General features: G+C 36.7%; 22 protein-coding genes. 14 read left to right on the forward strand and 8 right to left on the reverse strand.

Annotated elements, in window-relative coordinates:
* Positions 1-87: 87 nt before the first annotated feature.
* The 5 genes from H0S70_RS00665 (at position 88) to H0S70_RS00685 (ending at position 5,278) form a co-directional block, all read left to right on the forward strand.
* The gene (locus tag H0S70_RS00665) at positions 88-702 is read left to right on the forward strand and encodes a transposase (protein ID WP_031503307.1); all 615 of its coding nucleotides are present in this window, start codon (positions 88-90) and stop codon (positions 700-702) included.
* Between the two features lie 59 nt (positions 703-761).
* A complete protein-coding gene (locus tag H0S70_RS00670) occupies positions 762-2,624 on the forward strand; it encodes a glycoside hydrolase family 13 protein (RefSeq protein ID WP_188321323.1) in 1,863 nt (620 codons plus the stop codon).
* A 124-nt stretch (positions 2,625-2,748) separates the two neighbouring features.
* Positions 2,749-3,276: a nuclear transport factor 2 family protein gene (locus H0S70_RS00675; RefSeq protein WP_188321324.1), complete on the forward strand. Its 528-nt coding sequence runs from the start codon at positions 2,749-2,751 to the stop codon at positions 3,274-3,276.
* 93 nt (positions 3,277-3,369) lie between these two features.
* Positions 3,370-4,752, forward strand: a complete 1,383-nt coding sequence (locus H0S70_RS00680; protein WP_188321325.1) for an MFS transporter — start codon at positions 3,370-3,372, stop codon at positions 4,750-4,752.
* Between the two features lie 79 nt (positions 4,753-4,831).
* Positions 4,832-5,278, forward strand: a complete 447-nt coding sequence (locus H0S70_RS00685) for a hypothetical protein (RefSeq protein WP_188321326.1) — start codon at positions 4,832-4,834, stop codon at positions 5,276-5,278.
* 175 nt (positions 5,279-5,453) lie between these two features.
* Here H0S70_RS00685 and H0S70_RS00690 read toward each other — a convergent pair whose 3' ends face one another.
* Positions 5,454-6,335, reverse strand: coding sequence for an IS982 family transposase (locus H0S70_RS00690; protein WP_123249586.1), 882 nt, complete (start codon positions 6,333-6,335; stop codon positions 5,454-5,456).
* A 382-nt stretch (positions 6,336-6,717) separates the two neighbouring features.
* On the opposite strand from H0S70_RS00690, the gene H0S70_RS00695 reads away from it, so the two are divergent.
* From H0S70_RS00695 to H0S70_RS00705, 3 genes are all read left to right on the forward strand, one after another.
* The gene (locus H0S70_RS00695) at positions 6,718-7,695 is read left to right on the forward strand and encodes a bile acid:sodium symporter family protein (RefSeq protein ID WP_123248288.1); all 978 of its coding nucleotides are present in this window, start codon (positions 6,718-6,720) and stop codon (positions 7,693-7,695) included.
* Positions 7,696-7,794: 99 nt separating this feature from the next.
* Positions 7,795-8,508: a pirin family protein gene (locus H0S70_RS00700; RefSeq protein ID WP_123248287.1), complete on the forward strand. Its 714-nt coding sequence runs from the start codon at positions 7,795-7,797 to the stop codon at positions 8,506-8,508.
* 30 nt (positions 8,509-8,538) lie between these two features.
* The gene (locus H0S70_RS00705) at positions 8,539-9,078 is read left to right on the forward strand and encodes an NADPH-dependent FMN reductase (RefSeq protein ID WP_188321327.1); all 540 of its coding nucleotides are present in this window, start codon (positions 8,539-8,541) and stop codon (positions 9,076-9,078) included.
* A 390-nt stretch (positions 9,079-9,468) separates the two neighbouring features.
* On the opposite strand, the gene H0S70_RS00710 is transcribed toward H0S70_RS00705, so the two are convergent.
* Entirely contained in the window at positions 9,469-10,392 is a 924-nt protein-coding gene (locus tag H0S70_RS00710) for a DUF808 domain-containing protein (protein WP_188321328.1), read from the reverse strand.
* Positions 10,393-10,701: 309 nt separating this feature from the next.
* Between H0S70_RS00710 and purM the strand changes: the two genes are divergently transcribed.
* The 5 genes from purM (at position 10,702) to guaA (ending at position 16,940) form a co-directional block, all read left to right on the forward strand.
* The gene (gene purM / locus H0S70_RS00715; RefSeq protein WP_188321329.1) at positions 10,702-11,691 is read left to right on the forward strand and encodes a phosphoribosylformylglycinamidine cyclo-ligase; all 990 of its coding nucleotides are present in this window, start codon (positions 10,702-10,704) and stop codon (positions 11,689-11,691) included.
* Between the two features lie 55 nt (positions 11,692-11,746).
* Positions 11,747-12,310, forward strand: coding sequence for a phosphoribosylglycinamide formyltransferase (gene purN, locus H0S70_RS00720; RefSeq protein WP_188321330.1), 564 nt, complete (start codon positions 11,747-11,749; stop codon positions 12,308-12,310).
* Positions 12,311-12,421: 111 nt separating this feature from the next.
* A complete protein-coding gene (purH, locus tag H0S70_RS00725; protein ID WP_188321331.1) occupies positions 12,422-13,939 on the forward strand; it encodes a bifunctional phosphoribosylaminoimidazolecarboxamide formyltransferase/IMP cyclohydrolase in 1,518 nt (505 codons plus the stop codon).
* Between the two features lie 125 nt (positions 13,940-14,064).
* A complete protein-coding gene (purD, locus tag H0S70_RS00730) occupies positions 14,065-15,303 on the forward strand; it encodes a phosphoribosylamine--glycine ligase (protein WP_188321332.1) in 1,239 nt (412 codons plus the stop codon).
* A gap of 107 nt (positions 15,304-15,410) precedes the next feature.
* Positions 15,411-16,940: a glutamine-hydrolyzing GMP synthase gene (gene guaA, locus H0S70_RS00735; RefSeq protein ID WP_188321333.1), complete on the forward strand. Its 1,530-nt coding sequence runs from the start codon at positions 15,411-15,413 to the stop codon at positions 16,938-16,940.
* A 44-nt stretch (positions 16,941-16,984) separates the two neighbouring features.
* On the opposite strand, the gene H0S70_RS00740 is transcribed toward guaA, so the two are convergent.
* On the reverse strand, positions 16,985-19,141 hold the full coding sequence (locus H0S70_RS00740) for an outer membrane beta-barrel family protein (protein ID WP_188321334.1): 2,157 nt from the start codon (positions 19,139-19,141) through the stop codon (positions 16,985-16,987).
* 173 nt (positions 19,142-19,314) lie between these two features.
* On the opposite strand from H0S70_RS00740, the gene H0S70_RS00745 reads away from it, so the two are divergent.
* Positions 19,315-20,667: a DEAD/DEAH box helicase gene (locus tag H0S70_RS00745; RefSeq protein WP_188321335.1), complete on the forward strand. Its 1,353-nt coding sequence runs from the start codon at positions 19,315-19,317 to the stop codon at positions 20,665-20,667.
* Positions 20,668-20,759: 92 nt separating this feature from the next.
* On the opposite strand, the gene H0S70_RS00750 is transcribed toward H0S70_RS00745, so the two are convergent.
* From H0S70_RS00750 to H0S70_RS00770, 5 genes are all read right to left on the reverse strand, one after another.
* Positions 20,760-21,566: a hypothetical protein gene (locus H0S70_RS00750; RefSeq protein ID WP_188321336.1), complete on the reverse strand. Its 807-nt coding sequence runs from the start codon at positions 21,564-21,566 to the stop codon at positions 20,760-20,762.
* A gap of 2 nt (positions 21,567-21,568) precedes the next feature.
* Positions 21,569-22,405 (reverse strand): hypothetical protein, encoded by an 837-nt coding sequence (locus H0S70_RS00755; protein WP_188321337.1) that lies wholly within the window; start codon positions 22,403-22,405, stop codon positions 21,569-21,571.
* 10 nt (positions 22,406-22,415) lie between these two features.
* On the reverse strand, positions 22,416-23,225 hold the full coding sequence (locus tag H0S70_RS00760) for a hypothetical protein (protein ID WP_188321338.1): 810 nt from the start codon (positions 23,223-23,225) through the stop codon (positions 22,416-22,418).
* Between the two features lie 224 nt (positions 23,226-23,449).
* Positions 23,450-24,763 carry an adenosylhomocysteinase gene (gene ahcY, locus H0S70_RS00765; protein ID WP_188321339.1) on the reverse strand — a complete coding sequence of 438 codons (1,314 nt, stop codon included), beginning with the start codon at positions 24,761-24,763 and terminating at the stop codon, positions 23,450-23,452.
* A gap of 137 nt (positions 24,764-24,900) precedes the next feature.
* Positions 24,901-25,596 (reverse strand): DUF1826 domain-containing protein, encoded by a 696-nt coding sequence (locus H0S70_RS00770; RefSeq protein ID WP_188322167.1) that lies wholly within the window; start codon positions 25,594-25,596, stop codon positions 24,901-24,903.
* Between the last annotated feature and the right edge of the window lie 61 nt (positions 25,597-25,657).

The following is a 25,657-nucleotide window of genomic DNA, read 5'->3' on the forward strand; positions in this document are numbered from 1 at the left end:
AACAGGTACCAATTAAACCTTAGAGGTTTTCAAAACCTATAAGGTTTCTAAGGTTTCTAGTTTTCGCCACTCCAAATAAACAGTACCATGATAGAGAGCAGATATCGCGAAAGTTTCGACTTCAACGGAATTTTTCATGTGTACACGCACGTGAACGGAAACGAATTGGTTTTTCGTGAAGACAAAAACTATATTTTTTTCCTTGAAAAACTCAAGCATTATCTGTTACCGGTTTTAGATATTTACGCTTATTGTTTAATGCAGAATCACATTCACCTGTTGGTAGCATTTAAAACGGGTGATGAGGTTGGTAAGAATTTGACTATTGAAACTGCAGAGGTGTATGGTGAAAAATCGCATCGGCTTCTGATGAAGCCGTTCAGTAATTTACTTAATTCGTATGCGAAGGCTTATAATAAAATGTACGGCCGGCGAGGGGCATTATTTTTAGATTATTTAAAGAGAATCAGAATAGATGACGAAAAATATTTATTAAATACCTTCAAATATATTCACAGGAATCCTATAAATCACGGTTTCGTTCGTGATGTGAGTGAATGGAAATTTTCATCCTATCGAAGTTATCTCCATCCGGAAACCGCATCGGCAGTAACACGCGATTATATGCTGAAATATTTTCGCTCGATGGATGAATTTATCGAATTTCACAGTTATCCTGAAATGAATCCTCAAACCTCATAGGTTTCTGAAACCTATGAGGTTTAACTACAGCTAGACAGCTAACTAACCAACAACCAACCATGAAAAAACTACTCTTATTATTGTCGCTATACATCAGCACGACGTTGATTGCCCAAATCCAGAAAGTAGAACCCGCCTTCTGGTGGAAGGGAATGAAAAATCCTGAACTCCAGATTATGGTTTATGGAAAGGATATTTCCAAATATGCGGTAGAACTTTCCGATCAAATCCCGGTTAAAGATCTTACCAAAACTGAAAACCCAAATTACGTATTCATCACCGTGAATACCAATGAAATCAACAATTCTCTTTTTAAAATTAATTTTAAAGAAAATAATAAAACCGTTTATTCCTACAAATACGAACTCAAAAGTAGAAAACCCAATTCTGCTAACAGATCTTCATATTCTTCGAAAGATGTGATGTATCTTATTATGCCCGATCGGTTTGCAAACGGAAATCCTTCAAATGATTCCCAAAAAAATCTTACCGATAAAGCGAATAGAAACGAACCGACTGGAAGACACGGGGGCGATTTACGCGGTATTATCAATAATCTTGATTATCTTCAAAATTTGGGTGCAACTGCGCTTTGGCTGACTCCGGTGAACGAAGACAACGAAAAAAGAACTTCCTACCACGGCTATGCACAAACTGATCTTTACCAAATCGATGGTAGATACGGAACCAACGAAGAATATCTGGAACTTTCCCGAGCACTGCAAAAACGCGGGATGATGCTTATTCAGGATTATGTGACTAATCATTGGGGAATTTCGCACTGGCTTATTCAGGATTTACCGACCAAAGATTGGATTCACCAATTTCCGGATGGCGAAGGGAAGTATGGTTTCAAAAGATCCAATTACAGGATCACTTCGCAGTTTGATACGAATGTCGCTGATATCGACAAAAAAGAAGCATTAAACGGTTGGTTCGATACCACAATGCCAGATTTGAATCAAAGTAATCCATTGGTTTTGAAATATTTAACCCAAAACGCAATTTGGTGGATTGAATATGCGGAACTCGGCGGTTTACGCGTTGACACATATCCGTACAACGACAAAGTAGCGATGGCAAAATGGGCAAAAGCCATCACAGACGAATATCCAAATTTCAATATCGTGGGCGAAGCTTGGATGTACAATCCGGCACATATTTCTTATTGGCAAAAAAATTCAAAGATTGCGGAAATTGATGGCTATAATTCCAATTTACCGGCAGTGATGGATTTTACTTTGTACACCGATTTACCTTCTGCATTGAAAGAAGAAGACGGCTGGGACAAAGGAATGATTAAGATTTACAACTCCTTCGGAAACGATTTTCTTTATCCCGACATCAATAACATTTTGGTCTTTTTTGAAAACCATGATACCGAAAGATTCAATGAAATTTTCAATGGAGATTCCAGGTATTACAAAATGGCATTGACCTTAATTTCCACCGTTCGGGGGATTCCGCAGATTTATTATGGTTCCGAAATTGGGATGCGTGGCGACAAAAATAAAGGCGGTGATGCCGATATCCGGAGAGATTTTCCTGGTGGCTGGAAAGGGGATTCGCAGAATGCATTCAACCCGAAAACCCAAACTCCGGAGCAACAGGATTTCTACAATTTCACTCTAAAAATATTGAATTGGAGAAAAGGAAAAGAGGTAATCCATAGTGGAAAAACCAAACATTATATGCCGAAAGAAAAGGTATATGTCTATTTCCGATACAATGAAAAAGAAAAAGTTATGGTGGTGATTAATAATAACGAAAAAGATCAAACTCTCGATTTAAGCCGTTTCGCGGAATCGTTATCAGGCGTTTCTGCGGGAAAAGATGTAATTTCCGGAAAGGATTTTTCGGTAAATGCACAAAATAAACTCACCGTTTCGGGGAAATCTTCTTTGATTTTAGAGTTGAATTAAAAATGGTAGCAGCGTTCTTTTTGTAATAAAATTACAGTGCTTTCTCTTTAATATAGATAGAAATCAACGTAAAAAAATTATCGTGTCATTGTCTTTGTTTAATAAAATAGTTAAAACCGTTACTATGAAAAAAATAACTTTTATTGGAATATTATTATTGATTTTCAATTTTTCCGCAACAGTTTCCGCACAAAATAAAGGTTTTTACGAAAACGTCCAGAAGAAAAATGTCGCTAAAGTTCTCGACGATTTGAATGCTTTTGCGGCAGCAGCAGATTACAAAAATTATTTCGATCTTTATGCCGAAGAATCTACTTTCATTGGTACCGACGCTACGGAAGTATGGAATAAAAAAGAATTCATGGTTTGGGCAAAGCCATTTTTCGATAGCGGCAAGGCATGGAATTTCACTTCGCTGAAAAGAAATATCACCTTTAGCAAAGATGGTACCTACGCTTGGTTTGATGAACTTTTAGATACCCAGATGAAAATTTGCCGCGGCTCCGGAGTTCTAGAAAAAATTGGTGGCAAATGGAAAATCCGACAATATGTCCTTTCTATGACGATTCCAAACGACAACGTCGACGAAGTTACCAAAATTAAAACCTCTGTGGAAGATGCCTATATTATCCAACTCAAAACTCAAAAATAATCTCAAAACCAATCATCCTTAATACTTCATAAATTATACTTCATACTTCATACTTCAAAAATCATCCTTCATATTTAATCCTCATAACAAATTATGGCAAAAAAAATAAAACCAAACCTCAGTATCGCTCAAATTATCAATATGAGTATGGGGTTTCTCGGAATCCAAATGGCATTTGGTCTGCAGAACGGAAATGCTAGTAGAATCTTAGCCAACCTCGGCGCCGATGTTCACGAGCTTTCCTGGTTCTGGTTGGTAGCACCTATTACGGGCTTAATTGTACAGCCTATTATCGGTCACATGGGTGATAATACCTGGAGTCCGCTCGGCAGAAGAAAACCGTATTTCCTCATTGGCGCAGTGCTTTGCGCAATCGGTTTGGTACTTCTTCCGAATGCAGCTTCAGTAACCCAATTAATTGCAGCCAATGTTTTATTGTTGGCGGTTATTTTTCTTGCGATGATGGATTTTTCTGTGAATATTGCGATGGAACCTTTCCGTGCGCTGGTCGGGGATATGCTGCCGAAACATCAGGGAACGCTTGGTTTTTCTATCCAGACTATCTTAATTGGAGTTGGAGCCGTTATCGGTTCAGAAATGCCGAACTGGCTCACCAAAATGGGCGTATCTAATGTCGCACCCGAAGGCTATGTGGCGGATAATGTGATTTACGCATTTTATATCGGTGCAGCAGTACTTATTTTGTCCATTTTATACACTATTTTCACTACCCGAGAATACTCACCTCAGGAATTTGCTGACTTTTCCGATGATAATAAAGAGCCGGAACACTCCAAATTCATGGATATTTTCAAAGATTTTGCCACCATTCCTCCTTTGATGAAAAAGTTAGGAGTCGTGCAATTCTTCTCTTGGTTTGCTTTGTTTACGATGTGGGTTTTTACAACAAGTGCTTTAGCGACTCACCATTTCGGACTTGCGCCGGATGATACTACCTCTGCAGAATTTAATAAAGCCGGTGATTTAACCGGACATTTATTTGGTCTCTATAATTTATTTGCGATTCCGTTTGCGTTTCTTTTAACTCCAATTGCTAAAGCGATTGGTAAAAAACAAACGCACGCTTTGGCTTTATTTGCCGGTGGATTAGGTTTAATTTCTATGTTTTTCATTAAAGATACCGGAATGTTGTGGATTTCCATGGTTGGTTTAGGTTTCGCTTGGGCAAGTATTCTTGCAATGCCTTATGCAATGTTGATCGATGCTATTCCTCAAAGGAAAATGGGTGTTTACATGGGAATCTTCAATTTCTTCATCGTGATTCCACAAATTATCAATGGTATTTTCGGAGGCCCAATTGTGAAAAATCTCTTCGGCAATATGGCCATTGATTATGTCGTAGTAGGAGGGGTTTGCATGATTGTAGCGGCTGCTGTAACAATGTTTTTAATTAAAGATGAAACCCCCGACTCTCCGAAAGAAATTGAGGAAGAAATTCAGCAGGTGCATTTTTAGGAAATCTGCCGCATCTTATCATCATAGCTAGTCAAAATTCCGATTAAAAAGGAAAAAGTATATTCAAAAAACATGAGTAATGAATGGGAAAATAAAATTGAAATTAAATCAAAAATATTCGTTTTTCAATAATCGTTACGAAGTATTTGTGGATGATGATTATATTGGACATGTTGATTACAAAAATCCAAAAATTGATTTCGTTACAAATTTTGGTAATCATAAAATTCTTGTCAAAGCGAAAGATTTTGAAAAAGAACATCATTTTGTTTTAGATTCAAAAAAAATAGTTTTGCCAATTGAAATTAATGAAAACATTTTTTGGTCTAAATCAAATGAAAACCTTCCGAAAGTCTTACAAGGTGTATTATTAGGCTTTTTAATCGTTTACGTTTTAGTTATCACTTTCCTTATGACTTCAGAGCGAATAGAATTTAATTATGCATTATTAATTCCCTTTTTTATTTTGCTTTTTCTAAAATCGTTTGGTGAAAAAAATGAAAAATTTGAACTTAATTTTAAATAGTATGAAAATTACAAAAAGAGACCTTTTATTTTTTATTATCGGACTTGTTACAATGTTTATTGTTGAAAGTATCTTTGATTGGAAAGGAACAAAGGATGCATATATGAAAGGTTATGACGAAGGGAGTCAAATACTGAAAAGATAAAAAAGTAATACAATAACTCGTAGTGCATTATTAAATTAAAGATACTTTAATTTTGTTCATTTTTCTATTAAAAACAAAAACATTTACAAATTGAATAAAAGTTAGAGCCGTAATTTTACTTAAGATTCTGGTTTTAAAACCATTAAATGATTTCGCATAATTATTTCTGATTTTAAATTGGTCACAAAGTTGAGAAAATAGCGTTTCGATTCTCTTTCTTGATTTTCTAAAAATGTATTTCTGCTTGTGATAATTTTTTTGGTTGCTTCTCATAGGTGTATCTAATTTTATATTTGCATAATTGAACAAATCTGTTTGTACTTGAGTTGATAAATAACCTCTATCTCCGATTAATGTGCAATTGTTTATTTGATGCTTTATGTCTTGCAAAAAATGGATATCATGAATGCTTGCAGTAGAAATATCAAAACTTTGAAATATTCCTGAAACAGAACATATAGCGTGTAATTTGTAGCCATAATAATAACTCGATTGAGAAGCGCAATATCCTTTGCTTGGAAATGAAAATTCATCTTCTTTACAGATTTTAGAGCGGTTTGCTCTTGCGTTTTTGCAAATTTCTAAAGGCATTGAGTCTACAATAAAAATCCTTTCAAGATCATGAAATCTATCAACCATAATCTTTCTGATATTTTCCATATGCAAGAAGAGTTTTCTTTTCCTGCGATTATAAACACTTCTTTCTATCATTCCATTTAGTTTTGAATTTGAAAGATATCTAAATAACTGATATTCTGAGTCTATTGATAAATATTCTGCAGAAATATTTATGGCAATAAGTTCTAAATCACTCAATTTTGGTTTAATAGGTTTAAAATAAAAATTTTCATTTAAGGTTAATTTTCTTAATTCATTTAAAATAAAATCGTAAATTGCATCTAGGTTATTCATAGTGTATTAGATTGGTATTCAATACAATATACGATTTTTTTTCGTATTATGAATAACCTTTTTATAATGCACTACGAGTTACAATAATTAATAAGTTTCAGCTTTATTCAGATCGTTTTGCACAACAAACAACGAGCTAGAAATGAAATTCCGTTGAAACGGAGACCATGTACAGAAAATTTTTTTTTTGTGGCAATTGATTCTCTTTAGAAGAAGTTTTATCATTTTAAAATGAAGCAGAAGAATGTTAACAGGTGCGTTTATAAAACGACATTTAATCAACCAATTCAATCGATCCCAAAAAAAGATCATACATTTATAGTCCTTAAAGCCTCAGAAACTTTAAGGATTTTTATTTTTTAATATTTTTCAAAAAAAGCAAATGTTTAAGATTTTCAACAAACAAAATACATTTCTTCTCTTTTTGGTAGCGATGGTTTTGCTCGCCAAAATTGTTCCGTTCCGGCCGGCGTACAACCAATGGTTCCCGCTATCTGATTTTATCGAGTGGGGAATTGCAGGGATATTTCTGTTATATGGGCTCAAGCTGAATCTTAAAGAAGTTGTGAAAGACGTCTCCAACTGGAAACTCCACCTTTTAATTCAGTCCGCAACTTTTCTCCTCTTTCCTTTCTTGGTGCTTATTTTTTATCCCGCCTTTCGAGAAACTGCTTATTACGGCATTTGGTTATCAGTTTTTTTTCTGGCAAGTCTTCCATCCACCGTTTCCTCATCCGTGGTAATGGTTTCTATCGCTAAAGGAAATGTTATGTCTGCCATTTTCAATGCGTCGATTTCCGGCCTTATCGGAATTGTGATGACCCCACTTTTGATGAGTTTTTTCTTAAATGCAAACACTGCAAACGCGGACAAAACCGAAATCGTTGAGCAGTTGCTCCTCAAAGTTCTGCTCCCGATTATTATTGGTATTGCATTGAACCCTTTTTTCAAAAAATGGATTACCAGATATTCCAGTGTCATTTCAGAATTCGATCGGCTCATCATTCTGTTGATTGTTTACGAGAGTTTCTCGACCGCATTTATCGAAAAAATCTTCGCTACGGTTCCCGGTTTTGTGTTTTTGATATTGACGATCAGTGTCGTTTCTTTATTTTTTATTGTCTATAATATCATTAAATTCATTGCCAAGAAGATGGGATTTCAACTCAAAGAAATCATCACTGCAACCTTTTGTGGTTCCAAAAAATCATTGGTTCATGGCAGTTTGTTTCTTTTGGTCTTAGGAATTCCGGATGATCAGAAAGTACTTTTCCTCTTGCCGGTGATGATGTACCACAGTTTTCAATTGTTTTATGTAAGTTGGCTTGCCAATAAAATCGCACAAAGAAATCCGCAATAATTGTAGATATTAATAAGGATCATAATTATCCTAGATCAATCATTCTCAAACTTATAAATGCTAGTTTTGTAACATTATAAATCATTAAAATAAATCGTTATGAAGACAATATATCACCCGGCAGATTCAAGAGGTTTTGCCGATCACGGTTGGTTGAAATCCCATCACACCTTCAGTTTTGCCAATTATTACAACCCTGAAAGAATGAATTTCGGTGCGCTTCGCGTACTCAACGATGATCAGGTTGCTTCCGGAATGGGATTTGGAACCCATCCACACCGCGATATGGAAATTATTTCTATTCCGTTAGAAGGCGATTTGGAGCATAAAGATTCCATGGGAACCACCGCTGTTATCAGAAAAGGTGAAATCCAGGTGATGAGTGCCGGAACCGGTGTAATGCACAGTGAATACAATAAAAACAAAGATGAATTGGTGAAATTCCTTCAGATTTGGGTGATTCCAAATAAGATGAATGTTACCCCGCGTTATGACCAAATCAGCATTAAAGAAAACGAAAAGATCAACGATTTCCAGCAAATTCTATCGCCAAATACTGAAGATGAAGGCGTTTGGATTCATCAAAATGCATGGTTTAATATTGCAAATTTCGAAGCAGGAAATGCCAAAGAATACAAAGTGCACCAGCCCGGAAATGGGGTGTATATTTTCGTGTTAAAAGGTTCAGCTAAAATTGGAGATCAGGTTTTAGGAACCCGCGATGGCTTCGGTATTTGGGAGACCGAAAGTTTTATTTTAGAAGCATTGGAAAATTCTGAGATTTTATTGATGGAAGTTCCAATGAATATTTAAAATTGTTATCTTTAAAAAAAAATTAAAAAAATGAAAATACTCGCTTTTGCAGGAAGCAATTCTACCGTTTCAATCAACAAGAAACTCGTAACCTTTGCTTCTACATTTTTCTCTGAAAACGAGGTGGAAATTTTAGATTTAAATGATTATGAAATGCCCATTTACAAAAGAGAAATCGAACTAGAAGCCGGCATTCCACAATCCGCAAAAGATTTCGCTGCGAAGATTGACGCTTCTGATTTGATTTTGCTTTCCACTCCGGAAAATAACGGAAACTTTCCGGCTGTTTTCAAAAACCTGATGGATTGGATGTCGCGAATTAAAGGCAGAAAGATTTTTGGTGAAAAAAATATGTTCCTCATGGCAACTTCCGACGGAGCAAGAGGCGGAGCCAGCGTTTTAGAAATTGCGCAGAAAAGATTCCCTTTCGATGGAGCCCAAGTTGTAGAAGTTTTCTCGCTGCCAAAATACAGTGAAAATTTTGATCCTGAAAAAGGAATTACCGACGAAGAAAAACTCGCGGAATTGAAAGATAAAGCCGAAAGCGTAAAACAAAAAATGAATCAATAAGTTTAAATTAGAAAGCTGCTTCACCATCGAAGCAGCTTTTTTTTGAACAGTTTTTCAAGTTTGTGTTTTGTTATTTTTTATTCATATTGGCAAATTTGAAAGTTGGTTGACAAATTCTGTCAAACTTCTTTTTTATCTTTGACTAAATTTAAAATTAAAAATGAAATGCATCAACTCAAAGACCTTATGAAAGTGCTCCGCGAATATCTTGCAGCACAAATTTTCATTGATAAAAGTATTCGTTAAACCTATTATTAAAAACTTGATGAAGTAATTTTCTTTTTTTTCAGATCCAACAGAAAACTGGTTTTTCTTGTTTGAAATCATTAACCAAATCCAATATCAAATTTAGATTACACAAGAAGAGCGCTCCAAGGAACGCTCTTTTTATTATTGCTGTACTGCTTTTTTCTTTTTCACAAATCGGAACGCCCGTTTAAACAACATAAACACCGGAACCATGATTAAACCTGCGATAATTCCAAGTAATGCTTCTCTCACAATTGCCGGTAAATTTGGTAAAAAATGATGGTGAAGCCAATCGATATTGTGGGCGAAAATTCCACCAGCAACAAGGATTAATGCAACCGTTCCGATGATACCTAATAATTTAATTACCCACGGAAGCGCTTTAATCAATAATTCACCTAAAGTATTGATGAATCCTTTTCCACCTGATTTTTTGATGAGTTTGAATCCTGCATCATCCATTCTTACAATCAATGCGACAATTCCATAAACGCCAACTGTAGCAATAATCGCCACGATAGAAACGGTAATGATTTCTACTAAAAATGGGTTGAACTGAGATTTTAGGGATTCAAAACCATCTTTTGCTGAAGCCAAAGCAATAATGACAATTTCCAGGGAAAGAATAAAATCTGTTTGAATGGCAGAATTTACTTTTGCCGCTTCCTCCGCTTCACCGCCATTATTTGGATCTTCGATTTCCTGAACCACCTCGTGACCTTTTTTTCTGCTATGAATGAGAAATTCAATAATTTTTTCTACACCTTCGTATGCGAGATACAAACCGCCAAGAATCAAAATAACCGTGATCGCAGGTGGATAAATCCATTGCAGCAAAAAAACTACCGGAACGATGATGAGTTTATTTATAAACGAACCTTTCATGATTTTTAGCAAAACCGGAACTTCACGCGAAGACAGAAAACCGGTCGCCTTCTCAGCGTTTACGGCAAGATCATCTCCTAAAATTCCTGCCGTTTGTTTGGTTGCTAATTTGGATGTTACTGCGATGTCGTCCATCAGTGCAGCAATATCATCTAAGATCGCAAAAAAGCCTGAAGCCATATTGTATTTTTAGTATCGAACAAAAATAGGAATTTCAATGAGAAATCAATGCTTTGTGTTTTTGAAAAACAACCTTTTTTTTAAATCATTTTTTAATTTCGTTTAAAAATCTTATTTTCGCAGAACAAAATTTGTATCCTTGAAACCGAAAAAAATACATTCCCAGAAAGAGAATTTCCAAAATATTGGATGTGTGATTTTCGCAAGTAAATACTAATGAGCCGACGTCTGAATGATTGCCGGCTTTTTTGTTCTTTATTTTCAATATTTTTCAAGTTTTTGTGAAGTAAAATTTAATAAAAAGTAAAAATGAGCAATACATACAAATCCGCAGGAGTTGACAAGGAAGAAGGTTACAAAACCGTCGACAAAATAAAATCGGCAGTTGCCGAAACCCACAATGAAAATGTACTGAACAGTTTAGGAAGTTTCGGTGCTTTTTATCAGATTGGTGGTTACCAAAATCCTGTTTTGGTGAGCGGAACCGATGGAGTAGGAACCAAATTGAAAGTCGCCCTGGATTCCAAAAAATATGATTCCATTGGAGTTGATTGTTTTGCGATGTGTGCGAACGATATTTTGTGCCACGGCGCGAAACCTCTGTTTTTTCTCGATTATTTAGCTTGTGGAAAACTCGATTCCGATATTGCAGCCGAAATTGTGATGGGAATGGTGAAAGCTTGCAAAGACAATAATTGCGCTCTCATCGGTGGCGAAACTGCCGAAATGCCCGGAATGTACCAACCCGGAGATTACGATGTAGCCGGTTTTTGTGTAGGAATTGTAGAAAAAGACCAAATTATCGATGGTTCCAAAATAAAACGAGGAGATCAAATTATCGCTTTACCAAGTTCCGGTTTCCACAGCAACGGATTTTCTTTGGTAAGAAAAATCTTCCCTGATTTCAACGAAGAATTTGAAGGAAAACCTCTTTATGAAACGCTTCTAGTTCCTACAAGACTTTATTATCAGCCGATTCATCGTGTTTTAGAAGAAGTGAAAGTGTCAGGAATTGCGCACATTACCGGTGGCGGATTAATTGAAAATGTACCGAGAATTATTCCGGAAAACCTTTGTGCGAAAATTGAAGCTTCTGCTATTAAAATTCCGAGCATCATGCTAGAACTTGAAAAGAGAGGAAACATCGCGAGATCAGAAATGTACGGAACTTTCAATATGGGTATTGGAATGGTGATCGTGGTTGATGAAAATCACGCAACAAAAGTTTTGGATTTGCTTGAAGATGCTTATATCGTCGGAGAAATTACGGAAGGAGAAGAGAAAATAGTTTTAAATTAATTGCTTTAGGCTGTTAGTTTTTTGTCCCGTATCTGCCTAAAATGTAAAGCGTTTTATGAAAAATCTAGTAGTCCTCGTTTCCGGTTCCGGCTCCAATCTTCAGCGGATCATCGATGCGATTGAACAGGGAGAAATTCCCAACGCTACCATAAATTTGGTAGTTGCTGATCGCGAATGTTTTGGTTTGCAAAGAGCCAAAAATCACGGAATCAAAAATATTTTAATCAAAAGAGGAAGAACTTTCTGCGAGAATTTAGCGAAAGAAATTCCCGGAAATACCGATTTAATCATTCTTGCAGGATTTTTATCGATCATCAGTAAAGAATTTTGTGAAAATTTCCCCGGAAAAATTATCAATATTCATCCAGCACTTTTGCCTAAATTCGGAGGAAAAGGAATGTGGGGAAACCACGTTCACAAAGCGGTTTTGGAAGCGAAAGAAAAAGAAAGCGGTGCTACCGTACATTTCGTAACTCCAGGGATTGATGAAGGTGAAATTATCCTTCAAAAATCATTTCCGATTTCAGAATCAGAAACTGTGGAATCCTTAGCAAAGAATATTCATGAAGTGGAATACGAAATTTTCCCGAAAGCTATCAATAAGGTTTTGGAAGATTGATTCATTGGAAATTTTTCGAAGATTAACTTTAAAAATGAATAAAAAAGAATAATGGAAGTCAAAATGAAAATTGATGACCAGAGATTTAATAAAAAGTAAAAAAGAAAGAAAATGTCAAAAAAGAGAGCACTGATTTCTGTTTCCGATAAATCCGGACTTATAGAATTTGCAAGATTTTTAGAAGAAAATAACTACGAATTGGTTTCCACTGGCGGAACTTTCAAGCATTTGAAAGATGCTGGTTTGTCTCCGATACAGATTGATGAAGTGACCGATTTCCCTGAAATGTTGGACGGAAGAGTGAAAACTTTGCACCCTAAAGTTCACGGCGGATTACTCGCAGTTCGTGATAATGAGGAACACATGAGCACCGTTCAGCAACATGAAATCGGGTTGATCGATATGGTGATCGTCAATTTGTATCCGTTTTTCGAAAATGCAAATTCCGATATTTCTTTAGATGAAAAAGTAGAATTTATCGATATCGGCGGACCTTCCATGTTGAGATCAGGAGCAAAAAATTTCAATTCTGTTACCGTAATTACCGATGTGGAAGATTATGCAAAAATTCAGCTGGAAATTGCAGAAACCGGAAGTACAACTTTGGAAACTCGAAAAAAACTCGCCGGAAAAGTCTTTAATTTGACTTCAGCTTACGATGCAGCGATTTCCAGAATGTTGCTCGATGAACCATATCCAACTTATTTGAGTGCTTCTTACAAGAAATTTTCAGACCTGCGATATGGTGAAAATCCTCATCAAACTGCTGCGTATTATGTTTCCACTACCGAAAACGGAGCGATGAAAGATTTTGAAATTTTGGGTGGAAAAGAATTGTCATTCAATAACTTACGCGATATGGATTTGTGTTGGAAGGTAGTCAACGAATTCAAAAACGAAATGGCTTGTTGCGCGGTAAAACATTCCACACCTTGCGGTGTTGCGGTAGGGAATTCGGCTTTAGAAACCTACAAAAAAACCTTCGAATGTGATCCAGTTTCTATTTTTGGCGGGATTATTGGAATGAATTTTAATGTAGATGCAGCCACTGCAGAGGAGCTCAACAAAACTTTCTTGGAAATCGTCATGGCGCCATCTTTTGATGAAGATGCGATTGAAATTTTAAGAAAGAAGAAAAATTTAAGAATTATCAAGATTAAAAATTCAGTTTCCGATGCTCAAACTTGGGTAAAAGTGGATGGAGGAATTTTGGTGCAGGATAATGATACCCAATTTTCAGAAAAAATTGAAACCGTTACGATTTTTAAACCTACTGAAGAACAACAAAAAGCACTTTTGTTTGCGCAACGCGTTGTAAAATATGTAAAATCCAATGCGATTGTGGTTTCCAACGGTGTTCAGGCTTTAGGAATTGGTGGCGGCCAAGTGAATAGAATTTGGGCAACGCAGCACGCTATCGAAAGAGCAAAAGAAAAGTTCCAAGGAGATTTGGTACTCGCTTCCGATGCCTTTTTCCCTTTCCGAGATGTGGTTGATTTCTGTGCAAAAGAAGGAATTAAAGCCATCATCCAACCTGGTGGAAGTATGCGCGACGAGGAAAGTATCGAAGCTGCTAACGAACACGGAATTCCTATGATGTTCACCGGAATGCGTCACTTTTTACATTGATCATTTTTAAAATAACAGCTGTCTGAATCGCTGTGTTTTTTAAGAAATGAATAAACTTTTTCTCCGAACAACATTTGAGATTCACTTTCAAATTAGTAATTTTGGAGAATTCAAATAATAAGATAATGAAAATATTAATCATAGGAAATGGAGCCAGAGAATCTGCAATTGCGGTAAAACTGAAAGGCGACAACAGAATTACGAAAATGTATTTTGCACAGGGTAATGCAACGACCGATCAACTTGGGCAAAATGTGTACGAAGAAAGTGTGGAAGGGTTGAGAGATTTCGCCATCAAAGAAAGAATTGATCTTACGATTGTAGGCCCTGAAGCGCCTTTGGTTGAAGGGATTGTAGACGAATTTAAGAAACACGGCCTCAAAATTTTCGGACCAAGAAAAAGAACAGCAGAATTGGAAGGAAGCAAGGCTTTTTCTAAAAAATTCATGCAAACCAATAACATCAAAACCGCAAAAGCAGTCGTTTTTGATGCCTATCAAGATGCGATTGATTATGTGAGAGAACAGCAATTCCCAATCGTGATCAAAGCGAGTGGTTTAGCCGGCGGAAAAGGTGTAGTTATCGCTGAAAATCTGATGGAAGCTGAATCCACGATTCATCAATTTATGATCGAAAGAATTTATGGTGATGCCGGAATTCAATTGGTGATTGAGGAATATCTGAAAGGTTTTGAAGCATCAATTATCGCTTTTTCCAACGGAAAGAAATTGTTCCCTTGCATTCCTGTGAAAGATTATAAAAAAGTTGGAAACGGAGATACCGGTCCAAACACTGGTGGAATGGGAAGTGTGGCTCCAAGCCCTGAATTTACAGCAGAACATTTCCAAGATTTTGAAGAAAATATCATGAAACCAACGCTTGCAGGTTTGGAAGCAGCGAATATTCAATTTAAAGGTTTTATCTTTTTTGGTTTAATGGTGACCAACAACGGAACTTTCCTTTTGGAATATAATATGAGAATGGGAGATCCGGAAACTCAAGTGATTTTGGCTTTGATGGAAAACGAATTGTTCGACGTGATTACCGATTGCTTGGAAGGAAGAGACATCAACTTGAAATTTAAAGATGAAAAAGCAGTTTGCCTCGTGATGTGTTCCGGCGGTTATCCACGAAAAATAGAAACTGGTTTCGAAATTAGAAATATTGAAAAAGTAAAGGAAAGCCAAGTCCTTTTCGCAGGTGCAAAAACTTCCGGAACCCGCATTGTGACTTCCGGAGGTAGAGTCTTAAGTTTAGTTGCTACAGGAGCGACCTATGAAGAAGCCCGCAAAAAAGTTTACGATGATGCTAAAATCATCAGCTTCGATTACGAGATTTATAGAGAAGATATCGGGAAATTTTAGTAGCGAAAGGCGTGAGAAATCACGCCTTTTTTTTTATAATAAATTCTATCCTAATCTTTTGAAAAACAAGCAGTAAGAAATTAGAAATAATAAAAAGTAAATATTTAATGAATAACGGTATTATCATCCTTGATTTTGGATCTCAATATAACCAGTTGATTGCCAGAAGAATCCGAGAACTCGGTGTTTATTCGGAAGTCCTTCCTTTCAATACAAGTATAGAAGATATTTTAGCGAGAAATCCTTCCGGAATTATTCTTTCCGGCGGACCAAGTTCGGTGAATGCAGAAAATGCTCATTTGGTTGATCGAGCACTTTTCGAAAAAGGAATTCCGGTTTTGGGAATTTGCTACGGAATGCAACTCACCACCCATCTTTTGGGCGGAACAGTGAAAAAAGGTGAAAAAGGCGAATACGGAAAAGCAAAATTTGAAATCCTAAAATCCAATCCATTACTCTCTGGAGTGAGCCGATTTTCAACCGTGTGGATGAGCCATTTTGATGAGGTAGAAAATGTTCCGGAAGGTTTTGTAAGCAACGGAACAACGGATGTTATTTCAGCCATTTCTGATGAAAGCAAGAAAATATATTGTGTGCAGTTTCACCCGGAAGTTTCTCATACCGAAGAAGGTGCTCGAATGATTGAAAATTTTGTTTTTAATATTTGTAAAGCTCCAAAAGATTGGAAACTTACCAATTATATCGATAAAACTGTAGCCGAAATCAAAGAAAAAGTGGGAGATCAAAAGGTGATTCTTGGTCTTTCCGGTGGTGTAGATTCTTCCGTGGCGGCGGTTTTAATTCATAAGGCCATCGGCGATCAGTTGCAATGTATCTTTGTAGATACCGGACTTTTAAGAAAAGATGAAGCTGAAAAAGTGATGAAAAATTATGGTGAACATTTTCACTTAAACATCAAATTGATCGATGCGAAAGATCGATTCATGACAAAATTGAAAGGCGTTTCGGATCCGGAAGCAAAGCGAAAAATCATCGGGAATGAATTCGTTGTTGTTTTTGATGAAGAATCTCACAAAATAGAAGGTGCAAAATTCCTCGCTCAAGGAACCATCTATCCGGATGTTATCGAAAGCCAGTCGGTGAAAGGTCCATCAGCAGTGATCAAATCGCATCACAATGTGGGCGGACTTCCCGAAGAAATGGATTTTGAATTGCTGGAACCTTTGAGAGAATTATTTAAAGATGAGGTAAGAAAAGTAGGCGAGGAGCTTGGTATTCCGCATCACTTGGTTCATCGTCATCCGTTCCCTGGACCTGGTTTGGGAATTCGAATTTTAGGCGAAGTAGATGAAGAAAAAGTGAAAATCTTACAGGAAGCTGATGATATTTTCATCGAAGAATTGTATAAAAATAACTTGTACGAAACTGTTTCTCAGGCATTTGTAGTTTTGCTTCCGGTAAAATCTGTTGGCGTAATGGGAGATGAGAGAACTTATGAATACACTGCGGTCGTTCGATCAGCTAATACCACGGATTTCATGACAGCAACGTTCAGTAAATTCCCGTGGGAATTCTTGGAAAATGTGTCGAACAGAATCATCAACGAAGTGAAAGGTATCAACAGAATTGCCTATGATATTTCTAGCAAACCACCTGCAACTATTGAATGGGAATAGGCTTTAAGAAAAAAATCCTTCTGAATTTTCAGAAGGATTTTATTTTATTCTTTGCTTCCGCCGCTGTCTTTTTCAACATTGGTTTTCATGTTTTCTTTTACCTTTTGATTTCCGAATCTTTTAATGAAAGTTAAAGAAAATCCGTACCAGTCGTCTTTAGTGGAGTTTCTAAAAGTTCCGAGCTGCGTATAGGTCGTTATATCAAACACTGGTCTTTGGAAAATATTGTACATCTGCAGACTCGCTTCCATCTGCGTTTTTGGGAAAATTTTAGTCACCGAAATATTGTGGAAGAAATTCATTTGATTGCCATACGAATTTCCAAAATTCTGACTGAACAATCCGAACCATCCATTGATGTTGATATTTTTATTGAAGAGATTGTTATAAGATATATTGGACGAACCTCCAAAATTGGTGAAATAATCTTTAGCATCCTTCAGATTATTTTGAGCATTAAAATCACTATTATCGGTGTAATTTAAGTTCAGACTTAGATTTACATTCAGTTTATTTTTTAAAAAAGCCTGATTGGTATTAAAGTTTATGCCATATTTTGCTACTTTTCCCGGGAAGTTTTCTTCCATTTGGATGGTTTTATCGCCGTCTTTGAAATAGGTAGTCCAGTAATCCTGGTTGCTATACCAATAGCTTGCTGTAAGAAAATATTTCTTGTAAAGTCCGATTTTCAGACTGAATCTGTCGTTCGGATTGGGGTCCAGATTCATATTTCCGCGCATGTAGGTCCCGTTATCCATCGGCAATTCGAAAGGATTCATTTCATTGTACCAAGGCCGCCAAATATTGTGCTTGTACGTTGCGGTAAGATCCGTGTTTTCCGAAATTGGATATTTTACTAAAAAATCTGGAAGGAAGGTTCCGTAAGAATCTGTTTTTTCAATATTTCCTATATCCTGCCGTACTTTAAACCAAATATATTCGTAGCGCAAACCGATTCTGGTTTCTAATTTCTTGAAAAATGTTTTGCTGAAATTGGCATACAGCGAGTTCAAATTTTCTAAATATTGAAAATCATTGCTTCGGGAAAGATCTTCCACCCAATTGTTACCAGATAATCCGTAATAGTCATAAGGAATTACATAGTTTTTATAGCTGCTTTTTCCGCCGAATTCAAGCGTACTTCCCGTTTTTCCCAGAGGTTGCGAATAATCTGCCTTGAAATAATAATCGCGGTTTTGGTTATCTGCCAAAATACGAATTCCCGTAGGAATGTTGTTTGCGCTAAAATTGATCAAGTGGTCGTTCGTATCCGTCACAGAACTGTAATTGATTCCGGCATTTAGATCCAGTATTTTGTTTTTTTCTTTATCGTAATATTTGTAATAGAGATTAGAGCCCAAATTTTTGTTTAAACCAGTTAGACTTTGGGTTTTTGCATAAAAATTTTGCAAATTGTTTCCGATAAAATTTTCCCCATAAGCATCCGAAAAACTACTTCTTTTGGTTTGGGAATATTCGAAAATAAAACCAATATTATTTTTGTCATTCAGCTCCAGCTCCGAAGAACTTGATAAGGAAGGAGATTTACCGGTTTCCGTACTTTCAGTGACGATCTTGGTTAGTTCGTTGTTTTCATAAATAAAATTTTCATTGTAGTTTTTCATGACTTGGGTATTGTCACTATAACCGCCGGTTAAGGTTTCGGTGAAATTCTTTTTATGATAATTAAAATTGAAATTAGCGTACTGCGAATTTTTGGTATTTTGAGTATTGGTAAGGGAAACACTGCCTTTTGTACCTTCGTTTTCCAGTTTTTTCAGCACGATATTGATCACCGGTCCGGCTGCTTCATATCTTGCGGATGGCGTGGTGATCACTTCAATTTTCATCAGATTATCTGCAGCGATGGTTTTCAGGTAATCTTTCAGCTCTTTGCCAGTGAAAACAGTTTTTCGATCGTTGATGTAAACGCTCACCGATTCACCTTCGGCAAGCAGGTTATCATTACTGTCCATGCTCACCAGCGGTGTCATTCTCAGGACATCCCAAGTGGTGTTTCCCGCAAGTATGGAGCTGTTGGCTACATTAAAGACCGTTCTGTCCGTCTTGTTTTCGATGGTTGGTTTTCTGGCAATTACTGTTACTTCGGCAATATCTTTTGTTTTGGTAGAGTCTGTTTTTATCTGCCCAGAAATTATGGTTACAGAGAAAAATGCAAAAAAGTTCAGCGTTTTTGTCATATGGTTATTAATTTTTTCAATAAGACAATCATTTGTGCTTCTTTGTTACATTATAGTTTTATTAATAGAGAAAATATTAGGTTTATTTACTTAAAAAGTGCGGCAATTTTCTCTGTTAATGAAAGATTTACAACTTTGAATTTCCTTTTTCTGAAATAAACTATCTTTGCAAAATGGAAAAAATCACTTTTGCCGATTTTGAATTACCCGAAAAGATTCTTGACGTATTGGCTGATCAAAATTTATTTGAACCTACGCCAATTCAAGAAAAATCCCTTAAACCAATCCTTTCTGGCCGTGATGTAATGGGAATTGCCCAAACAGGAACCGGAAAAACCTTAGCGTATCTTTTGCCAGTTCTCAAAACTTGGAAGTACAACAAAACAGGAAATCCAACCGTAGTAATCCTTGTTCCCACACGGGAATTGGTGGTTCAGGTAACGGATATTGTGAAAAATCTTACCCAGAATATTACTGCGAGAGTAGTAGGAATTTACGGTGGTGTGAATATCAAAACTCAGAAATTGCTTTTCAATGACGGATGCGATATTTTGGTAGGAACTCCCGGAAGAATCATGGATTTGGCGATTGATAATGCGATTTCTCTTAAAGAAGTTCAGAAATTGGTAGTCGATGAGTTTGATGAAATGCTGAATTTGGGTTTCAAATCGCAATTATCGAATATTTTCACCATGTTAAGAGAAAAAAGACAGAATATTCTTTTTTCGGCAACCATGACCGAAGCGGTTGACGCAGTTTTAGAGGAATATTTTGCAAATCCGATAGAGATTTCCTTGGCAAAATCGGGAACTCCGCTGGAAAAAATTGAACAGATTGCCTTTAAAGTGGAGAATTTCAACACCAAGATTAATCTTCTCGAACATTTGCTGAAAACCGATACCGATTTTTCTAAAGTATTGATTTTCTGTAATAATAAAAAGAACGCCGATTATCTTTATACAAAAATCGATGAGTTGTTTCCCGATGAATTCGATGTAATTCACTCCAACAAATCCCAGAATTACCGCCTGAATGCGATGAGAAACTTTGAAGCCCAAAAAGTGCGAGGTTTGATTACTACCGACATTATGGCGAGAGGTTTGGATATTTCGGATATTACCCACGTCATCAACTTTGAAATTCCTGAAGTTCCGGAACAGTACATCCATCGAATTGGACGAACAGGAAGAGCTGATAAAAACGGGATCTCCATTTCTTTTGTTACTAAAAAAGAAGAAACTTTGCTTTTGGATATTGAATTGTTAATGGACAAAGCGTTGATAATGAAAGATTTCCCATCAGAAGTAAAGGTTAACCCTGTGAAAATCGCTTCAGAAAAAGAAACCGTAGTGATGAAAAATGCACACACCGTGAAATTGGAAGAAGGTGGTGGCGCTTTCCATGATAAAAAAGATAAGAATAAAAAGATCAATCTCGGAGGACCTACCAAAAGGAATCCCCCGAAGACCAAACCCACTAACCGCGCGCAGGCAAAAGCCAAATCTAAAGCGAAGCGAAAAAAATAATCCCGAATTTCCGGGATTATTTTATTTTCTATTAATAATGCAGAAATAAAAGTAATAGAAATCTTTAGTCAAAAAAATGCTTTCCGTATTATTTATTGAGTTACTTGAGCGGTCACAAATATTCTAGCCATATCATTATTGATATTCGTGCAATTTGAAGTGTTACCACCATACGTAACAGAACTGTATCCCGTTGTTATTTTTGGCAGATTTCTACCATAAACAGATACGGTATGGGTACCAATAGGTAAATCGCTAATGATTCCTGCTAAATTAAATTTTCGCCAGTTACAAGTAAAATTCTTGCCAGCGTTCGTGTATTTACTCGCCAATTTTAATTGATTATTTACAAAAACTCCAATAGCAAATTGAAACTCTTGTTGGGTATTATTTGCATTATTAATTTGAGACATACCTTCTATATTAATATAAGTGGTATTGGAAGTATTAGTAATCACAACCGTTGCAGTTGCGCCTAAATTGGTCCAATTTGCGGTAGAACTATTAGCAGTAAATAGTGGCATGCTGCTAGGAAATGTAGAAATTGTAGTGCTTGCTCCGGAGTTTCCAGAAAAGTTTTCAGTTTGTTGTATAATAGCTAAGCCATCTGCAACCTGAAAATTTCTATTCCATTGGCCATTAGCCCAGAAATTAACCTTTTGGGTGTTGGTATTTTGCACAAGCAATCCTTGTACAGGAGTAGGAACCGACGTATTGTCGTTTGAAGCGGTTAGAGGTACTTGAGGTAGCAATATTCCTCGCTTAGTATCGGAAATTTCTAGTACTGCACTTGGATGCGGCGTATTATTGGTGATATTTCCGGCAATCAATACTTGGGCTGTTGATAAATTACTTAAAGTAATAATCAAAAGGGTTAATATAGTTGATATTGTTTTCATCGTTAAAAAACATAAGGTTGGTTAATAGAAATTGTGCTACTGATAGCTGCTTCGAAATTCGTAAGCGTATTGCACGAACTACTGGTATTTGGACCTCCATAGGTCACTGTGAGCCCATTGATTGTAGGAGCAGAAATATTTCGGATTGCAAATTTTACAGTATGATTACCGACGGATAGATTTTTTGCTAGACCATAGATCATGAATTGTCGGTAAGAACAAGAAGGTTGAATATCGAGAAACATTGGTTTTACATCAATCAGCTTATCATCCACAAAAAAGCCAATACTTGAACTAATACCACCTGTAGAGTTCGATGCTCCATTATTCACTTGAAACATACCGTTGATATTCATCAATGTTTCATTTTGAGGTCTATCGATGGAGATTGTTTTTGTAAGGTCAGAAATTACCGTCCATTGGGAAGTATTTAATATTTCACCGGCAGCATGTGCGCTGTATCCATAGAATTGATTTGGAGAATTTTGCGTGAAAGTATAGGCGGTGCTGGAGGTAGAGGTGTAGTATTTCACTTGATTCATCAGATTTCCTTGGTTAAGATCAGTGAAGAAATAGTCCCATTTCGCACCGTCCCAGAAGTAGTAACCTTCTTTTCCATTAAGGGAATTATTCGTGTTGTAAATAATTAATGATTCTTTAGGATTTGGAACAGCGGTAATATCTGTCCTGCTATGAAGCGATATTTTCGGTAGACTGACCCCTTTATCAGTAGCTCTAATATCCAAAATCGCAGAAGGATGTGGAGTGGTTGTATTTATACCAACCTGTCCGAAAGCAACACTACTGGAAAATATCAAGGTTAAAAATATTTTTTTCATGGTGATAATTTTAAGGTTTTTCAGAGATTTTAATATTCATAACGGATTTGTCCATCAGAGGGCTCAGATTGCTGCATGCTGAATGTTTCCCTCCAAATGTGATGCTTTGCGAACTTACTTCCTTCACTCTTAATGTTTCCCGTAATTCTATATTATGGTTTCCGATACCTAAGTTATTCACATTGAAATACACATTGAAGTCGTTATATATACAAGCGCTATTTCCAACAATTTGGAAATTTCGAACTCCGGCGAGTTTTGAGTCGACAAATAGTGCAATAGAGTAGGTCATATACGTATTATCGTTCGCTGCAGAATTAACCTGAACGATGCCACTTCCGGAAACCGACACCGTGTTTTGAGGAGAATATAGTTCAATGGTCTTTGAAAGTCCAGGAATTAATTGCCAATCGTGCGCGGAAGGAGCTTCTCCCATGGTATAGCTAATACCAGTAATAGGACTACTGTCATTAACTCCAGATGTAGAGATGCTACTTTCAGACCGTACAATTCCCAAATATTTATAAATATTGGTGGTGTTGAGGAAAGGGTTCCATTTGTTATTGGACCAATAATAAAAACCTTTTCCGGTGTTTGTATTGGTGTTATAAACAATCAATGAATTGGCCGGATTAGTAACCGGAGCAGCGTTCGAAAGGTTAGGAATCGATACATTGGGTAATAAGACCCCTTTGTTCGAAGAAACTATTTTAAGGGCTTCAGAATCATCGAAAGTAGTAACATTTTCGCCAATACCGATTTGGGCATGGGATAACGCAAATACTACCAGGAAGCCAGGTAATAATTTTATTTTCATCATTTGTGGTTTAGTGTACCACAAATTTAATTTCCTTTATTCAATTTATTATGGGTCAAAACACCCTAAATTTTTAGTGTATTTTTTGAGTGATTTTAACTAGATAAATTTTATGAATCATTGCAGTATTTATTAGTTAAAAAAAATTAGACTTTATAAATAGGTTAAAAAAAACGCTCTGGAATAACTCCAAAGCGTTCTTTTTATGGTTGAGATTAAATCTCCGGTTAATATCTGTAATATTCCGGTTTGAAAGGTCCTTCGACTTCTACACCGATATATTTAGCTTGTTCAGGTGAAAGGGTTTCCAATTCTACCCCGATTTTTTTCAGGTGAAGAGCGGCAACTTTTTCATCTAATTTCTTAGGAAGCGTATACACTTCGTTTTTGTAGGCTTCTGAATTGGTCCACAATTCGATTTGCGCTAAAGTTTGGTTACTGAATGAGTTACTCATCACAAATGATGGGTGACCGGTTGCGCAACCCAAGTTTACCAATCTTCCTTCAGCAAGAATGATGATTTCTTTGCCGTCAATGTTGTAAATATCCACCTGTGGTTTTACTTCGTATTTGGTATCACTGTAGTTTTTATTTAACCATACCATGTCGATTTCATTGTCGAAGTGACCGATGTTACAAACGATGGTTTTATCTTTCATCTTTTTGAAATGCTCAGCTCTTACGATGTTGAAGTTTCCGGTAGTGGTGATAATGATGTCGGCATTTTCTACTACAGTATCTAGTTTTTTAACTTCGTAGCCTTCCATAGCAGCTTGTAGCGCACAGATTGGATCTACTTCGGTAACGGTTACGATAGACCCCGCACCTCTGAAAGAAGCCGCAGTACCTTTCCCCACATCACCATAGCCGCAAACTACCACTCTTTTGCCCGCCAACATTACATCAGTTGCTCTTCTTACAGCATCCACTGCAGATTCTCTACATCCGTATTTGTTGTCGAATTTGGATTTGGTTACTGAATCATTCACGTTGATCGCCGGCATTACCAAAGTTCCGTTCGCCATTCTTTCATACAAACGGTGAACTCCGGTTGTAGTTTCTTCAGAAAGACCTTTAATTCCTGCAGTTAATTCAGGATATTTATCGAAAACCAAGTTGGTTAAATCTCCACCATCATCCAAGATTAAGTTCAATGGTTTTCTATCTTCCCCGAAAAATACGGTTTGTTCGATGCACCATTCGAATTCTTCCTCGTTCATTCCTTTCCAAGCATAAACAGGGATTCCTGCAGCAGCAATTGCCGCAGCAGCGTGATCCTGGGTAGAGAAGATGTTACAAGAAGACCAAGTAACTTCCGCACCCAATGCTACTAAAGTTTCAATCAAAACTGCAGTTTGGATGGTCATGTGAAGACATCCAGCAATTCTGGCTCCTTTCAAAGGTTGGGAAGGACCGTATTCTTCGCGGATTGCCATCAAGCCAGGCATTTCTGCTTCAGCGAGCATGATTTCTTTTCGGCCCCATTCAGCTAGGGAAATGTCCTTTACTTTAAAAGGAACGTATTGTGTTGTTGTGTTCATTGAATTGAAAAAATTTTTACAAAATTAAGCAATTTTATTCTGACTTTCAAAACCGTTTGTTTGATGTGTTTATTAGGCTTCTTTGTGTAGAATGTTGTTATTTTTTTAATGATTTAGCGATTAATGAATCGTGGTTATCAACAAATTAATAGCAACCGGTATTCTCCATTTTTTTCTTGCGGAGCTCGATGAATACAGGCCAAAACTTCCTGAAAAGGATGATCTACCGCCAATCTCCAAAGATTTCCGTTGCCAAGGTTAATAGGCGTTGCTCCGGGTTTTGCATCATAATGGAGGTCGAAAAAGTTTTCTTCAACGAATGTTTCAAAAGGTTCAGTATGACCATCATGCATTGCTTTTAGTTCTTCTAAAATTTCGGGGATTTTGATTTTTTGTATCGCCTGATTATTGGGCAAAATATCACTTGAAGCTCCAAAATACGTGCATAAAAAAGTATCCGCCGCAATTGGCGATCGGTCTACATGAAAGGAATAAACGTCTCTTGCGATAAAATTGAATTCATCATCCCGTTCATAAGATTTTAAAAGGTTGAGTGATGGAGCAGCTCCGAAGTTTTCGAGTAATTGTATATCATTTAAAATGATTTCCCTTGCGCGATTTCCCGATTCTGTGAGTTGAAGTTCGAGAAGATTATCGGCAGAAATCTCCGTAATATCATCTTCTAAAGAAAGTTGGTTTACGATTTCACAGAAGTCGCCGTCTAGGTTTCTTTGCCAGCAAAACGCATTGGTATTTCCCTGAAAACGGTTGTTCACCAGTTCATCAAAAGTGGAAAACGTTTTTATCAGGCTTTGCTCGGTTTGCGAATTCATTGCAGTGCGATTGTGGTTTACAAAAGTAGCATAATTCATCTTTTTGGAGTCGTTTTTTACA

Origin of the sequence: Chryseobacterium manosquense (assembly GCF_014623485.1) — a bacterium.
GTDB lineage: Bacteria > Bacteroidota > Bacteroidia > Flavobacteriales > Weeksellaceae > Kaistella > Kaistella haifensis.